11 protein-coding genes are annotated in these 14,547 nt (G+C 74.1%); 5 read left to right on the top strand and 6 right to left on the bottom strand.

Annotated elements, in window-relative coordinates; translation table 11 throughout:
- Positions 1–3 precede the first annotated feature (3 nt).
- The 6 genes from FHX31_RS16680 to FHX31_RS16655 form a co-directional block, all read right to left on the bottom strand.
- Positions 4–975 (bottom strand): sulfotransferase, encoded by a 972-nt coding sequence (locus tag FHX31_RS16680; protein ID WP_184976721.1) that lies wholly within the window; start codon positions 973–975, stop codon positions 4–6.
- Complete coding sequence (locus tag FHX31_RS16675; RefSeq protein WP_184976720.1) at positions 972–2,156, bottom strand: MFS transporter; 1,185 nt, start codon at positions 2,154–2,156, stop codon at positions 972–974. Before FHX31_RS16675 ends, FHX31_RS16680 begins: the two co-directional genes overlap by 4 nt.
- Positions 2,153–3,466 (bottom strand): DegT/DnrJ/EryC1/StrS family aminotransferase, encoded by a 1,314-nt coding sequence (locus FHX31_RS16670; protein ID WP_071095413.1) that lies wholly within the window; start codon positions 3,464–3,466, stop codon positions 2,153–2,155. The genes FHX31_RS16675 and FHX31_RS16670 overlap by 4 nt, the downstream gene beginning before the upstream one ends.
- 837 nt (positions 3,467–4,303) lie before the next feature.
- Complete coding sequence (locus FHX31_RS16665; RefSeq protein WP_184976719.1) at positions 4,304–5,041, bottom strand: serine/threonine-protein kinase; 738 nt, start codon at positions 5,039–5,041, stop codon at positions 4,304–4,306.
- Between the two features lie 55 nt (positions 5,042–5,096).
- Positions 5,097–6,101 carry an Acg family FMN-binding oxidoreductase gene (locus FHX31_RS16660; protein ID WP_091328522.1) on the bottom strand — a complete coding sequence of 335 codons (1,005 nt, stop codon included), beginning with the start codon at positions 6,099–6,101 and terminating at the stop codon, positions 5,097–5,099.
- Positions 6,102–6,207: 106 nt separating this feature from the next.
- Positions 6,208–7,431 (bottom strand): PucR family transcriptional regulator, encoded by a 1,224-nt coding sequence (locus tag FHX31_RS16655; protein WP_030269007.1) that lies wholly within the window; start codon positions 7,429–7,431, stop codon positions 6,208–6,210.
- Between the two features lie 84 nt (positions 7,432–7,515).
- Here FHX31_RS16655 and FHX31_RS16650 point away from each other — a divergent pair, with 84 nt between their 5' ends.
- From FHX31_RS16650 to FHX31_RS16630, 5 genes are all read left to right on the top strand, one after another.
- The gene (locus FHX31_RS16650) at positions 7,516–8,607 is read left to right on the top strand and encodes a ferredoxin reductase (RefSeq protein WP_184976718.1); all 1,092 of its coding nucleotides are present in this window, start codon (positions 7,516–7,518) and stop codon (positions 8,605–8,607) included.
- A gap of 14 nt (positions 8,608–8,621) precedes the next feature.
- Positions 8,622–9,761 (top strand): fatty acid desaturase family protein, encoded by a 1,140-nt coding sequence (locus tag FHX31_RS16645; RefSeq protein ID WP_184976717.1) that lies wholly within the window; start codon positions 8,622–8,624, stop codon positions 9,759–9,761.
- 183 nt (positions 9,762–9,944) lie between these two features.
- Positions 9,945–11,303: a glycosyltransferase family 4 protein gene (locus FHX31_RS16640; RefSeq protein ID WP_402883773.1), complete on the top strand. Its 1,359-nt coding sequence runs from the start codon at positions 9,945–9,947 to the stop codon at positions 11,301–11,303.
- 451 nt (positions 11,304–11,754) lie between these two features.
- The gene (locus FHX31_RS16635) at positions 11,755–12,948 is read left to right on the top strand and encodes an alanine--tRNA ligase-related protein (RefSeq protein ID WP_184976715.1); all 1,194 of its coding nucleotides are present in this window, start codon (positions 11,755–11,757) and stop codon (positions 12,946–12,948) included.
- 132 nt (positions 12,949–13,080) lie between these two features.
- Positions 13,081–14,541, top strand: coding sequence for an ATP-binding protein (locus FHX31_RS16630; RefSeq protein ID WP_184976714.1), 1,461 nt, complete (start codon positions 13,081–13,083; stop codon positions 14,539–14,541).
- The last annotated feature ends 6 nt before the right edge of the window (positions 14,542–14,547 follow it).

Here is a 14,547-nt window from a genome sequence, read left to right as displayed (position 1 = left end):
TCCTCACCTCTCCGTCTCGCCGACGCGGGCCGCCGCGCCGGGGTACGCCGGGTCGCCGTCCGGCCCGCCGGACCGGTAGCCGTACCGGGTGGACAGCGGCCAGGCCAGCGCCGCCACCGCGAGCCGCTGCCGGCCGGTGAGCGTGCGCCGCCACCCGTCGTCGCGGTCCCGGATGACGGTCGGCCCGGTCCGGAACCGGTCCGGGTTGCCGGTGACGGTGTGGTTGCCGCGCAGCTCGACGGTCCGGTCCCGTACCGGGTTGGCCGCCGGGTCCACGCCGACCAGCCGCAGCAGCGCGCCGATCGTGCCGGCCGGGTCGGCGGTGAAGTCCTCGTAGCGCAGGAACGCCGACCGGTCCGGGTACCGCCGGTTGATCGCCGCCGACGCGAGGTTGAACCCGTGCCAGTACGCGGTGCTGCGCGCCGCCGACATCGCGTAGACGTACTCCTTCGGCTCCCGCCACGAGTGCGCCACCGCGCGCGGGTCGCGCACCAGGTGCAGCCAGTACGCCTCGACGCCCGGCACATGCGGCAGCAACGCCGACTCGCCGGGGATCTTGGTGCTGTCCACGATGACCCGGGCACCGGTGCGCGCGGCCACCTCCCGGTAGACCGCGCCGAGCAGGTCCGCGTGCGCCCGGGTGTCCGCGTCGTACGCGCCCCGGCGCAGCACCCGCCACGTGTGCCGGGTCCGCAGCCGGGCGCGTTGCCGGCGGATCACCTCGGCGGCGTGCGCGTCCGCCGGCATCCCGGCCGGGCGGCCCAGCGGCAGCACCGCCGACCACAGCGGACACGCGGTCAGCGCGGCGCCGCAGCCGCACCTGTCGTTCACCCCGCGCCCGGTCGAGTTCTTCCACAGGAAGTGCAGCTCACCGACGTGCACCACACCGGGCGCCTCGCCGAGGACGTTGCCGATGATGGTGCTGCCGTTGCGGCACCAGCCGTTGACGCTCAGGACGGTCACCGGTGGGCTCATGCCGCGCGTACCTCCGCCGCCTGGGCGGGCGCGGGCGCCGGCCGGCCGATGCGCAGCGCCATCGCGGCGGCGACGGCCGCGCCGGCCGCGCCCGCGACGAACACCGCCGGATAGCCGAGACCGGCCGCGACCAGGCCGGTCGCCGGCCCCCACACCGCCAGGCCCAGATCCCAGAACGAGGTGTACGCCCCGATCGCCGCGCCCTGCCGCGCCGGGTCGGTGCGGTTCATCACCATCAGCGCCAGCGACGGGTGCAGCAGGGAGAACCCGACGCCCATCACCACGCTGCCGGCCACCGCCACCGGCAGGTTCGGCGCGACGGCGATGACCAGCAGCCCGACCGCCTCGCCGACCCCGCACCAGGCGGCCACCCGGCGCGGGCCGAGCCGGTCCGGCAGGTGCCCGATGACCAGGCGGGTGCCGGCGTACACGGCGCTGAAACAGCTCAGCACCACCACGCCGTGACCGATGCCCCGGGCGTCCAGGTGCAGCACGACGAACGCGGCAAGACCCGCGTACCCGGCGGCGCCGAAGGTGAGCGCGATGCCGGGCAGCAGCGCCGGGCGCAGCAGCAGCCCGGCACCCTTTGCCGCGGGTGCGGTACGCGCCGGCGCGGGCACCAGCGCGACGAGCGCCGCGCCGACCGCCGGGGCGACCGCGCTGAGCACCCACACCGCCGGGTACCCGGCCTGCTGCACTGTCGCGCCGAGGAACGTGCCGGCGGAGATGCCGCCCCACATGCTCACCCCGTACAGGCCGATGAGCTGGCCGCGCCGCTCGTGCGGGGCGAGCTGCACGATCCACACCGCACCGGCGGTGAACAGCGCCGCCTCACCGGCACCGAGCAGCAGCCGGACCGCGACCAGCGCGGGCACGCTCAGCGGGGCCAGGTAGAGCAGGCCACCACCGGCCACCACGAGCGCCCCGGCCAGCATCACCGTCCGATGGCCGTGCCGGTCGGCGAGCGCGCCCGCGACCGGCCGGACCAGCAGCGCGGTCACCGCGGTCACCGTGACCACCACGCCGACTGTCAGGTCGCCGGCGTCGTGCCGTTCGCGCAGGAATCCGGGCAGCACCGGGATCACCGCTGTCAGTCCGAGGTAGCCGGTGAACAGCCCGCCGAGCAGCCCGGCGAGCGCGAGCCGGGGCAGGGGCCGGGCGGGGGCCTGCGCGCCGGTCACGACCCGACCAGGGCTGTCTCACGGGCGGCGGCCACCTTGCGGACCGCGCGGACCAGGTCGTCGCAGTCCCCGGGCGTGAGGTTGGACGACAGCGGCACGTCGACGGTCTCGGTCAGCAGCCGTGCGGTACGTGGCAGCGTCGCGCGGATCTCGCCGGGGTCGGCGCTGTCGTACAGGAACCGCCAGTTCCAGAACGCCCGCACGTTGAGGTCGTCGTCCGCGCCGATGTTGCGGGCGTCGATCCCCTCGGCCCGCAGCGCGCGGGCGAACCAGCCCGCGTCGCCGCCTGGTACGCGGAACACGAACGCCTCCCCGAGGTACGCCCCGGGCGCGACCGGCCGCCGGACCGCGATGCCGGGCAGCCCGGCCAGGGCGGCGCTGACGTGCGCGTAGTTGCGGTGGAACAGCGCCAGCCGCTGCGGCAGCCGGGTCAGCTCGGCGCGCAGCAGTGCCGCCCGGATCTCGTCCATCCGCAGGCTCAGCAGCGGCAGGTCCAGGCCGGTCAGCGGCGGCTCGCCGTCCGGGAAGTGCCGCCGCAGCCGCCCCTCGTACGCCCCGGACAGCGCCACCGCCCGCGCGAACAGCGTGCTGTCGTCGGTGATCAGGAAACCGCCCTCGCCGCAGTTGAGCGCCTTGTCGGACTGGGTGCTGAACGCCCCGGCGGCCCCGAACGTGCCGAGCTTGCGGCCGTTGAGTTCGGCGCCGAGCGCGGGCACCGCGTCCTCGATGAGCGGCACGCCCATCTCGGCGGCGAACGCGGACAGCGCCTCGACGTCGGCGGCGAAGCCGCGCATGTGCACGACCATGACGGCGCGGATCTCGGGGTGCCAGCGGCGGCGCAGGTCGTCGAGGTCCATCCGCAGGTCGTCGTCGACCTCGACCAGGAATGGCCGGCAACCGGCCAGGACAATGGCGCTGGGGGTGGCGACGAAAGTGAATCCGGGGCAGGCCACCAATGATCCCGGCGGCACTCCGGCGCCCATCAGGGCGAGCGCCAGTGCGGCGGTCCCGCTGGAAACGGCCAGCGCGTGCCGGGTGCCGAAATAGCGACACAGTTCGTCCTCGAACCGCCCGCATTCGGTTTCGTTCGGCGGCCGATGGTCGTATCGGAAGTAGAGGTGACTGCGGACGGCGCGAATAGCCGCGTCCTCGTCCTCGGTGTGCACGAAGACCGCGCCCTTGTCGTACGTCGGCCAGGGCGTGCGCCGCACCGGCTGTCCGCCGTGCAGGGCGAGCTGTTCGGGCAGCTCAGAGCCGTTCTGCACCGGCCTCGGCGGGCTCGGTGCGGGAGCGTCGTTGTTCCCGTCCACCGGCGGACTCCTCGGGCGAGCGGCGACAATTCCTATTAGCTCGGTAGGATTAGCCGGGCGTGCGCCGGGCATGGTCGCCCGGCGGAATCGCAGTCCCGGCGCGATCCCGTCGAGGGGTAAGAAATGCCACCAGATCCGACATTCATGGTACGTCGATCCAGCGAGAGTAATGATTGTCGTCGATCCCGTACTCGTCAACAGATAGACGTGAATATGTTCGGCGCCGGGCCGTGCCGACAGTGGACTATGCGGAATTGTCGCTGCCGTCCCGCTGATCCGTCGGCGTGGCCCGGCGCCTCCGACCGCCGGACCCGGCGCCCGTCCCGTGGCCTCGATCCACTGCCCCAGGGGTCGCCCGGCACGTCGGGCGGCCCCTGGTCGCGCCGGGCCCGATGGCAGCCGGCCTGATCACACCGGGCCTGATCGCACCGGGCCTGGTCGTGCGGCGCCTGATTGCACCGCGCCCGATCGTGCGGGATCAGGCCGCGCCGAGGTCCGGCCGCCGTCGGGACTTGCCGTCACCGACAGTAGCCTCCGCAGCTCCCCGGCAGAACTCACCCCGCGCCCTTTGCTCTGCAGCCATCGGCGCATCGGTGACTCACGGCCACTGCCGCGTATGTGGCTGCAGAGCAAAGGGCGCGAAGGGGTGTGCGTCCAGCTCTCGGCTCGCCGCGCATCGTCGCTGTTCAGGAGGATGCTGCGGACAATCCGACCCATTCGGCCTCGGCGACTGCCGTCACCCTCCGTGATTCACTGTCGAATCGGGCCGCGGTAACGGAAAGTTACGCGCAGGGGCGAGCGCGCGTCGTCGAGACCCGGCCTGACAAGGCCCGTCGATCAGGCGGCTCGCCAGGCGCTGACCAGAGCGGCCACTGTGGCGTACCGCGCGGCCGGATCGGACCGGGCGGCCCGGTCGGCGACCGCGCGTTCGGCGGCCGTGCCCCGCCAGCCGGACGGAGCGTCGAGCAGGTGGTGCAGCGTACGACCGAGCGCATGGACCGTGGTGCGCTCGTCGATCGTCGCGCCCCGGGTCAGCTCCTCCGGCGACAGGTAGCGACGGGAGCCGGGCAGCCGGTCGGAGTCGAGCACGAACGGTGCCGGCCGGTACTCGTCCAGGTCGATCAGCCGCATTCGGCGGGCGTCGAAGTCGTAGAGGAAGCATCCGTCGTACAGGTCGACGGCGACGTACCCGGCCGCGCTCACGGCCAGGTGGGCGTCGAGGATGACGTCCAGCGCCGCGCGTACCTCGGCGACCGGCAGCCGCTGGAAGCGGGCCAGCCCGCTCCGGTCGCTGCCGCCGCCGGCTGTGGCGTGGTTGAGCACGACGCCGTCGCACCACGGGTACACCAGCGTCGGGCCGTCGGTGCCGTCGCGGACCAGCTCGGGCCGGACCACTGCCGGGTGCCGGACCGCGGCGTGCAGGCCCAACGCGCGGGTCAGCGACTCTCGCGCCGCGGGTGTCCCGGCCCGCTTGACGAACCAGCGCCGGCCCGCCGACTCCACGCCGTAGGAGACGCATCCGGAGTCCTGGTCGCCGAAGACCACGAACGCGGCGGCCGGGTCCAGATCCCACACGCGTCGAGGCTACGACGACCGCCGCGCCGGCGGTGGCCCTCCGGACCGCGCCGGGTCACCGCGGCGGGTCCACCACCTCGATCACGTCGGCGGGCGCGCGGCGCGGCGCCGGCGGCAGCTCCGCGTCCGGGCCCCAGCCGACGCGCACCACCAGGTACGGGTCGCCGATGCCGGCCAGCAGGTCGCGCATCATCCGGCGCGGCCAGGCCAGCTCCACGGCGTCGCTGAGCGGCGCGCTGGCCAGTCCCTCGGCGGTGGCGGTGAGCAGCAGCGCCGACAGCGCCTCGCCGCCGCGCAGCCAGGCGGCCGGCTCGTCGGACTCGCCGAACAGGATCAGGTACGCCGCGCCCCGGTCGAAGTCCGCGCCCGCGCTGAGCCCGGCCGCCCCGCCGGGGGCGTAGTCGCGCAGCGGCACCCGGCGCGGGGACGGTCGCACAGCGGTGGCGGCGGGCACCCCGTCGCCGCTGCCCTCCGGGCGGTGGGTCCAGCGGTGCAGCTCCTCCCGGTACGCGGGGTCGGCCAGCTCCGCGTCGGCGGCGCGACCGGTGGAGACGGCGAGCATCGGCATCTGGTCCGGCCGGACCACGTGCAGGTGCGCGCCCTCGGCCTCCACGGCGTCCCCGAGCCGGGCCAGCACCGCCTCCGGCACCGGCCGGTCCCCGTACGCCCGGCGGTCGGTGCGGCGGCGCGGAATGGCGTCGACCAGGCGGCCCGCCGGGACGTCCAGGTCGGCCGGGCCGGTGGTACGCACCCGGGCCAGCAGCGACGGGTCGCCCGGGTCGGGCAGCCGCTCCACGGTGACCGCCCAGCCGACTGCCGTCAGCGACACGCGCGCGTGGTGCAGGGCGGCGCCGCAGCTCAGCATGAGCAGCCGGCCGTCCGGGTCGGTGTGGGCGAGCTGCCGGTCCGCGTCGGCGCGCAACTCCAGCGCGTCGCCGGTGACCCGCCAGCGCCAGGGCTGGGTGTTGAACACCGACGGGGCGTGCAGGGACTGCCGGGCGGCCGCCTCCAGCACCCGTACCCTCGGGTCCTGCTCGATGCGGGTCGATGAGCTGTTCATGGCGGCCCTCCTGGTTGCTCGTCCCCTTCCGACCCTGCCCGCCGCCGTCGCGGGCGGACAGGGCCGGAGGTCCCGGCCGCACCGGGCCGTGCGCCCCGGCGCGGCGTCAGGCCTCCTCCGGCTCCGGAGGTACGGCCAGAGCGATGGTCAGGTCGAGCACAGTGGCCGGGTCGTGCAGCCGGTCGCCGAACAGCTCCCGCAGCTTGCCCATCCGGTAGCGGACGGTCTGCGGGTGCACGAACAGGTCGGCCGCCACGTCGTCGCGGCGTCCCTGGTGCAGCAGCCACGACCGCAGCGTCTCGGCCAGCCGGTGCGCGGTGGCCGGGGGCAGCGCGGCCAGCGGCGCGAGCGCCTGCGCGCGCAGGTCGGCCAGGGCTTCCGGATCCATGCTGAGCAGCAGCGTCGCCAGGTGACGCTCGGTGTCGACCGGCCCGGCGTCCGCCTCGCCGAGGCCGAGCGCGAGCGCCCGGGTGGCCCGCTGGTACGACGCGGCGACCCGGTGCCAGGGCCGGGCCGGGCCGAGCACCGCCCGGTGCCCGTGCAGCAGCCGGGTGAGCTGGCGGCGCCGGCCGCCGTGCATGTCCGGCACCAGCAGTACGGCCAGCTCCTCGACCGGGTTCATGCCGGGCAGGTCCTCGCCGCTCTCCAGCGTGTACGGGCTGAGCAGCGCCAGCACCGCGCGCAGGTGCCGGCGGGGCAGCAGCACCACTGTGAGCGTCTGCGGCGGCGGCCAGTCGGCGCGTTCGGCGCTGCGCCGCAGCGACTCCTCCGGCTCGCCGGCCAGCAACTGCTGGGTGAGCCGTTCCAGGCTGCGGCGGCGCATCCGGCCGGCGCTGGCCAGCTCGTCGGCGTGCCCGGCCACGCTCGCCGCTGACAGCTCGTCGATGTAGGCGAACATCAGCTCGGCGAACTCGGCCACCGTCTCCGCGGCCAGCCCGCTGCGGACCGTGGTGGTGGACACCTCGCGCCAGGCCACCCGGGCGCCCACCCGGTACGCGGCCAGCAGCGCGTCCATGCTGCGCCCCGAGCGGGCCTCGCCGCTGCCGAGCGCGTACGCGGCCTCCAGCGCCGGGGCCAGGGGAGTGCTCGGGTCGAACGCCTGGGTACCCTCGATGAGCTGGAGGAACGTGCCGAGCGCGATGCGTACCGCGTTTTCGATCTTCGCCCGCATGGCACCGGTGAGCGCGCCCGAGTAATCAGGCACCTCGGCGGTGATCGCGGAGACCGTCCGCTCGGCCACCATCGGCAGCCGGGCGCGCAGCGTCTCCGCCACCCCGGCGTCGAGGTTGAGGTGCGCGGCGCGCTGCCCCGTGCCGGCCTCCGACGTCATGTTTGTTCCCTCCGAACAAAAACCCGCGACTGTTTCACCTTTGCCGGTCAAGATGTTATGCGATCGGGCGGTCACGCTGGTCATATGACCACAACTGCCTCCCGCCGCCCTCAGAAGGTCACCTTCCGGGACAGGCTGCTGCGGCTGGCCGGAGCGGTCACCACACCGGTGCTGCCCGACGACTACCTCGACCTGATCGCGCCGCTTCGCGCCGGCGCCCCGCTGCGCGGCCGCATCGTCGCCGTGCGGCCGCAGACCCGGGACGCCGCCACGCTGGTGATCCAGCCCGGTCGTGCCTGGCAGGGCCACACGCCCGGGCAGTACATCCGCCTCGGCGTGGACGTCGACGGGGTGCGCCAGTGGCGCGCGTACTCGCTCACCTCACCGCCGGACGCCGCCGACGGCCTGATCTCCGTCACGGTGAAGGCGATCCCCGACGGCAAGGTCAGCAACCATCTCGTACGCCGGATCCGGCCCGGCACGATCGTGCACCTCGACCAGGCCCAGGGCGAGTTCGTGCTGCCCGCCGCGACGCCCGAGCGCGTCCTGTTCCTCACCGCCGGCAGCGGCATCACCCCGGTCATGGGGATGCTGCGCTCCGGGCTGGCCGACCGGGCCGACGTGGTGCTCGTGCACTCCGCGCCCACCCGCGACGACGTCATCTTCGGTACGGAGCTGCGCGCACTCGCCGAACGCGGCGCGCTGCGGCTGATCGAGCGGCACACCGACACCGACGGCCTGCTCGACGTCGCCGAACTGGCCGGGCTGGTGCCCGACCACCTCGACCGCGAGGCGTGGGCCTGCGGACCGATCGGCATGCTCGACGCGGTTGAGGGGTACTGGTCCACCAACGGCCTTCTCGACCGGTTGCACACCGAGCGGTTCCGCCCGACGGTGATCACGCCGGGTGAGGGAGGCACGGTGACCTTCACCGGGGCGGGGGTGACCGTCGAAGCCGACGGCGCCACCACCCTGCTCGACGCGGGGGAGAACGCCGGAGTGCTGATGCCTTCCGGATGCCGGATGGGCATCTGCTTCGGCTGCGTCGTACCGCTGCGTCAGGGCGCCGTGCGCGACCTGCGCAACGGCGACGTCACCACGGCCGTACCGGGGGACGGCGTGCTGGTCCAGACGTGCGTGTCGGCCGCCGCCGGTACCTGCGACATCGATCTCTGACAGGAGCCACCCACGTGACCGTCATCCAGAAGAAGGCCGTCAACCCGATCGCCCACCTGAGCGCCGAGGACATCGAGATCATCGGCAAGGAACTGGACGCGATCCGGGACCGGGTCCTCGCCGACCGGGGGGAGCGGGACGCCCGCTACATCCGCAAGGTTGTCAAGACCCAGCGGACACTGGAGATGAGCAGCCGTGCGGTGCTGCTGTTCTCGCTGTTCCCGCCGGCCTGGGTCGTCGGCACGGCCGGCCTCACGGTCGCCAAGATCCTGGAGAACATGGAGATCGGGCACAACGTCCTGCACGGCCAGTGGGACTGGATGCGCGACCCGAAGATCCACTCCACCACCTGGGAGTGGGACCACGTCTCCCCGGCCGACCAGTGGAAGCAGTCGCACAACGAGCTGCACCACCGCTACACCAACGTCGTCGGCAAGGACAACGACCTCGGGTACGGCATCATGCGCGTCGACGAGGACCAGCCGTGGCACCCGATGCACCTCGGGCAGCCGCTGTGGAACCTGCTCAACGCGATGTTCTTCGAGTACGGCATCGCCGCGTACGACATGGAGCTGGGCGACCACCTCAAGCAGCGCAAGCTCAAGGACCCCAAGTTCCGGGCCAAGGCCAGGGCCGTCGGGCGCAAGATCCGCCGCCAGGTGCTCAAGGACTACGTGGTGCACCCGCTGCTGTCCGGGCCGTCGTTCCTGTCCACGCTCGCCGCCACGTTCACCGCGAACCTGCTGCGCAACGTGTGGAGCCACTCCGTGATCATGTGCGGGCACTTCCCCAACGGCGTGGAGACGTTCGAGAAGACCTCCATCGACGGCGAGACCCGCGGCGAGTGGTACCTGCGGCAGATGCTCGGCTCGGCCAACATCAGCGGCAGCCGGCTGCTGCACATCATGACCGGCAACCTGTCGTACCAGATCGAGCACCACCTCTTCCCCGACCTGCCCAGCAACCGCTACCAGGAGATCGCCCCGCAGGTGCGGGCGCTGTTCGACAGGTACGGCCTGCACTACACCACCGGCCCGCTGCCCAAGCAGGTCGCCTCCGCGTGGTGGAAGGTCATCCGCCTGTCGCTGCCCAACCGCAAGGACAGCCGGCAGCCGGTCGCCCCGGCCGCGCTGGCCTCCTCCGGTACGGCCTGACCCGCCCGTTCGGTGCACGGCCGGTGAACTTCCACCGGCCGGCACCTGACCGTCGGCTGCACAGTCGGCGTCACCGCAGCTCAGAGCCGGTTTCGCGGCCGTCGTGACGGTCCCGCGCCCCCGTACACTCGCGCCCGTCCGGGCGTACGGGTGAAGGGTGGAACGCCGATGCGGCGCGTGGTCATGCTCGTCGACAACGCGGTCGAGGGTGACTCGCGGGTGCAGAAGGCGGCCCGCTCGGCCGCCGACGCGGGCTGGGACGTCACGCTGATCGGCTGCGCCCACGTCGACGCCGAACGCCGCTGGCGGCTCGGCGACGCCGAGGTGCGCGTCCTGCCGCTCGCCGCTGCGCGCGCCACTCCACCGTCCGCCGTCTCCGGCCCGCGCGGCGTGTCCGGGCTGCGGACGCGGCTGGTGGCCCGGGGCGGGTTGCCGTTGCGCGCGGCCCGGCTGGCACGCCGGCCGGTGGAGCACGCCCAGGTCCGCTACTGGCGGGCCCGGCTGCGCGACGGGGCCTGGCGGCGGCTGGAGCCGGGGCTCTGGGACTACGAACGGGTCGCCGGACCGGTCGTCGACGAGCTGCGGCCCGACCTGATCCACGCGCACGACTTCCGGATGCTCGGCGTGGCCGCCCGCGCCGTGGACCGCGCCCGCGCCGCCGGACGTGACACCAAGCTGGTCTGGGACGCGCACGAGTGGCTGCCCGGCGCCCGGCCCCGCCGCGACAACGCCCGCTGGCTGCCCGCGCATCTCGGGTACGTCCGCGAGTATGTCGGCGCCGCCGACGCGGTGGTCACCGTCTCCGACACGCTCGCCGACCTGCTGGTACGCGACCATGCCCTGCCCGAGCGCCCCACAGTGATCCTGAACGCCCCGGTCACCGCCACCCCCGAGCCGACTGCGCCCTCCGAGCCGACCGCCCCCGAGCCCGCAGACCTGCCCGCCCCCGACCTGCGGGAGCGCTGCGGTCTGCCCCCGGACACGCCGCTGCTCGTCTACAGCGGGGCGATGGCCGTCCAGCGCGGCGTGGACACGGTGGTCGAGGCGTTGCCGCTGCTGCCCGGCGTACACCTGGCCCTTGTCGTCGCCGACCCGGACGCGGCCTACGTCCGTCAGGTCGTCGCCCGCGCGGCCCGGCATCAGGTGGGCGACCGGGTGCACGTGCTGCCGTACGTGCCGCACCGGCAGCTCGTCGCGTTCCTCGCCGCCGCCGACATCGGGCTGATCCCGCTGCACCACTGGCCCAACCACGAGATCGCGCTGATTACCAAGTTCTTCGAGTACGCGCACGCGCGGCTGCCGATCGTGGTCAGCGACGTGCGGACCATGGCCGAGACGGTCCGCGCCACCGGGCAGGGCGAGGTGTTCCGCGCCCGCGACGCCGCCGACCTGGCCCGCGCGGTACGGGCCGTGCTCGCGGATCCGGCCCGGTACCGCGCCGCGTACGAGGGGCCGGACTCGCCGCTGCCCGGGTGGACGTGGGAGGCGCAGGCCGAACGCCTGGACGCGCTCTACCGCTGCCTGCTCACCTCCACCCGCTGACGCCCGCCGCCTGCCCGAGTGGAACGCCATGGGTGTCTCCGGCCCGTTTTGACACCCATGGCGTTCCACCCACGTCTCCAGGGGGCATGGTCAACTCCAGCTCGGCGAAATGGCGGCATCCGAGGGCCGGTGACCCCGCCTTCTCGGGGGAGTTGCGTTGATCTTGCGCGGGGCGCGGGGCGCGGGGCGCGGGGCACGGGGCGCACGGGGCACGCGGGCGCGCGGAAAAGGGTTGGGCGGGACGGTGCGGGGCGGGCTACCGTCGGAGTATGCAGAGCAGGCGTACCTTTACCGCCGCGGCCGCGCGAGCTTCCCGCTCGCCGGTTGCCGCCGCCTGACCTGCCCCACACCCACGCCGGCGACCGGAAACGGTCCGCCGGCGTCGTCGTGTCGACGCCGTCAAACGCGCGCGGCGGGCCGTCCGGTCACCCGTACCCGGAAGGCACCCGCCATGACACCCGACGAGATCACCCGGACGTTCCTCGACCACTACCAGCGGCACGACCATCGGCGTGCGCCGGAGAGTTCGCTCGTTCCGCCGCCCGGCGACCCGGTGCTGTTCACCACGTCCGGCATGCACCCGCTCACGCCGTACCTGCTGGGGCGCCCGCACCCGGGCGGACGGCGACTGGCGAACGTGCAGCGGTGCCTGCGCACCACGGACCTGGACGAGGTGGGCGACAGCACCCACCTGACCGTGTTCCAGATGCTCGGCTCGTGGTCGCTCGGCGACTACGACATCGCGACGAGCCTGCGCTGGGGCTTCGAGCTGCTCACCGACGGGTTCGGCATCCCGGCGGGGAAACTGCACGCGACGGTGTTCGGCGGCGACGACCGGCTCGGCCCGGACGACACCGCGCGGGACACCTGGACCGGGCTCGGCGTCCCGGTGGAGGCGCTCGGCGAGGACAACTGGTGGTCCAACGGCCCGACCGGCCCCTGCGGACCGGACTCGGAGATCTTCGTGTGGACCGGCGACGGCCCGCCCACCGGCACACCGAGCACCGACGTGCGGTGGGTGGAGGTGTGGAACCACGTGCAGATGCGCTACCACAGGCACCCCGACGGCCGGCTCACGCCGCTGCCGCACTCCAGCATCGACACCGGCATGGGCCTGGAACGGCTGGAGATGGTGCTGCGCGGCGACCGGTCCGTGTTCACCGGCGACGGGCTGCGGCCGTGGGTGGACGTCGTCCGCGACCGGTGGGACCTGCGCGGTGAGGACCTGCGCGTGGTCTCCGACCACCTGCGGTCCGCGGTGGTCGTGCTCGGTGACGGGGTACGCCCCGGCAACACCGGCCGCGGGTACGTGCTGCGGCGGCTGCTGCGCCGCGCGCTGACAGTGCTGTGGCGCGACGACCCGGCGCGCACCCTGGACGAGATGCCACCCCAGGTGTACGCGGACACGCTGCGCCGCTTCCGCCAGGTGCCCGATCCGAGCACGCGGCCGGTCGACGTCGGCTCGCTGCACGCGACGCTGGTGGACGAGGAACGGCGCTTTCGTGGACTGCTGCGACGCGGACGGCCGCTCGTGGACCGGGTACGGGCGCGCGGGCCGCTGACCGAACGCGACTACCACTGGCTGCACGACACCCACGGGCTGCCCCGCGACCTGGTCGACGGCCTGCTCGCCGAGGCGAGCTGAGCGACGGCCGGGCGGGCGGCGGCCAGGTCAGCGGCGGCGGCGCAGCGGTGGCCGCCCGGCCGGGCCGGTGCCAGACTCGGAGGCGGACGCCACGCGAGGGAAGCGGACGCCGCCGCGAGGAGAGGGCTGCCGATGACCGAGGTACGGCCGGACGAGGAGACGGTGCCGCTGCTCGGCGCCGAGGTGCGCATCACCGACGCGGCCGGGGTGCTCGCCGCCGCCACCGACGGGCCGGTGGACCTGCTGTCCGGCGGCGGCTTCCCCGCCCCGGTGCGGGAGGTCCGCTGCACCGTGCGCGCCGACACCGCCGCCGAGCCGCCGGTGCACTGCTTCGAGGCGTACCTCCGGGTGGAGGCCGCACCGGCGGGCCTGATCGCCCTCGGGCTGGCCGGGCCGGTCGGCCTGCTGCTCGCCGAGCGGCTGGCCGCGCGCGGCGGCGACGGCCCGGCCGCCGCGGTGGGCCGGATCGCGGCGGAGGCCGGGCGGCGGATCTGGCCGCGACCGGTCGCCACGCTCGTCGCGCCGCCGCGCGACCCGGCCGGACGGGAGGTGCTGCGCGCCGCCGAGGAGGCAGGGCTGCGCCCACGCGTCGACCAGGACAACGGCACGGTACGCATCCGCGCCGACGTACCGAGCGCGGAGGTGGATCCGGCGCACCTGCGGGCGATGCTGGGCCTGTTGCTCCAGGCCGTACGTGAGTTGTCCGGCGACAGCGAGGAGCCGGCGGTGCTGCGCGGACGGACGTACCTCGTGGGGCGGCGACCGGTCACGGTGGCCGGGCCGCGCAGCGCGGCGGTGACCCTCGACCAGGTCGGCGGCCTGCCCGACGTGGTCGCGCGGTTCCGCGAGGTGGCGGTGTCGTTCCGGCACCCGCAGGCGATGGCCCGCTGGGGCGCGCGCAGGCCGCAGGGCATCCTGATGTACGGCCCGCCGGGCACCGGCAAGACCATGCTGGCCCGGGCGCTGGCGAACGAGGTCGGCGCGGACTTCGTGGAGATCCGTACCCCCGAGATCCTGGACAAGTACCTCGGCGGTTCGGAACGCAACATCAAGCGCATCTTCCGGGAGGCACGCCGCTACCGGCGGCCCACCGTGATGCTGTTCGACGAGTTCGACTCGATCATCAGCTACGCCGGTGCCGGCGGCGACGCGGCCAGCCAGGCCGTCAACGCCGTCGCGGGCATCTTCAAGCAGGAGATGAACACGCTGTTCGAGGAGAACCCGGACGTCATCGTGGTCGCCACGACCAACTTCCCGCAGCGCGTCGACGCGTCGCTGATCCGCTCCGGCCGCTTCGACCTGAAGATCGCCATCCCGGCGCCGGACGAGACCGGACGCGCCGAGATCCTCACCAAGATGGTCCGCGAGCTGATCGACCGGCACGAGCGGCCGGGCTTCAAGATGTTCGCCGACGACGTCGACCCGGCCGCGCTCGCCGCCGACACGGCCGGGCTGACCGGCGCGGACCTCCGGGAGGCGCTGCGCCGGGTGCAACTCGCCAAGGCGCTCCGGGAGGCGGCGGAGGGTGCGCCACCGGCTCCGATCGGTCAGGATGACCTGCGGGAGGCCGTCGCCGGGTTGCGCCGCGGCTGACCGGAA

The organism is Micromonospora sp. CNZ286 (assembly GCF_014207755.1).
This window is presented reverse-complemented; position numbering and strand designations above follow the sequence as displayed.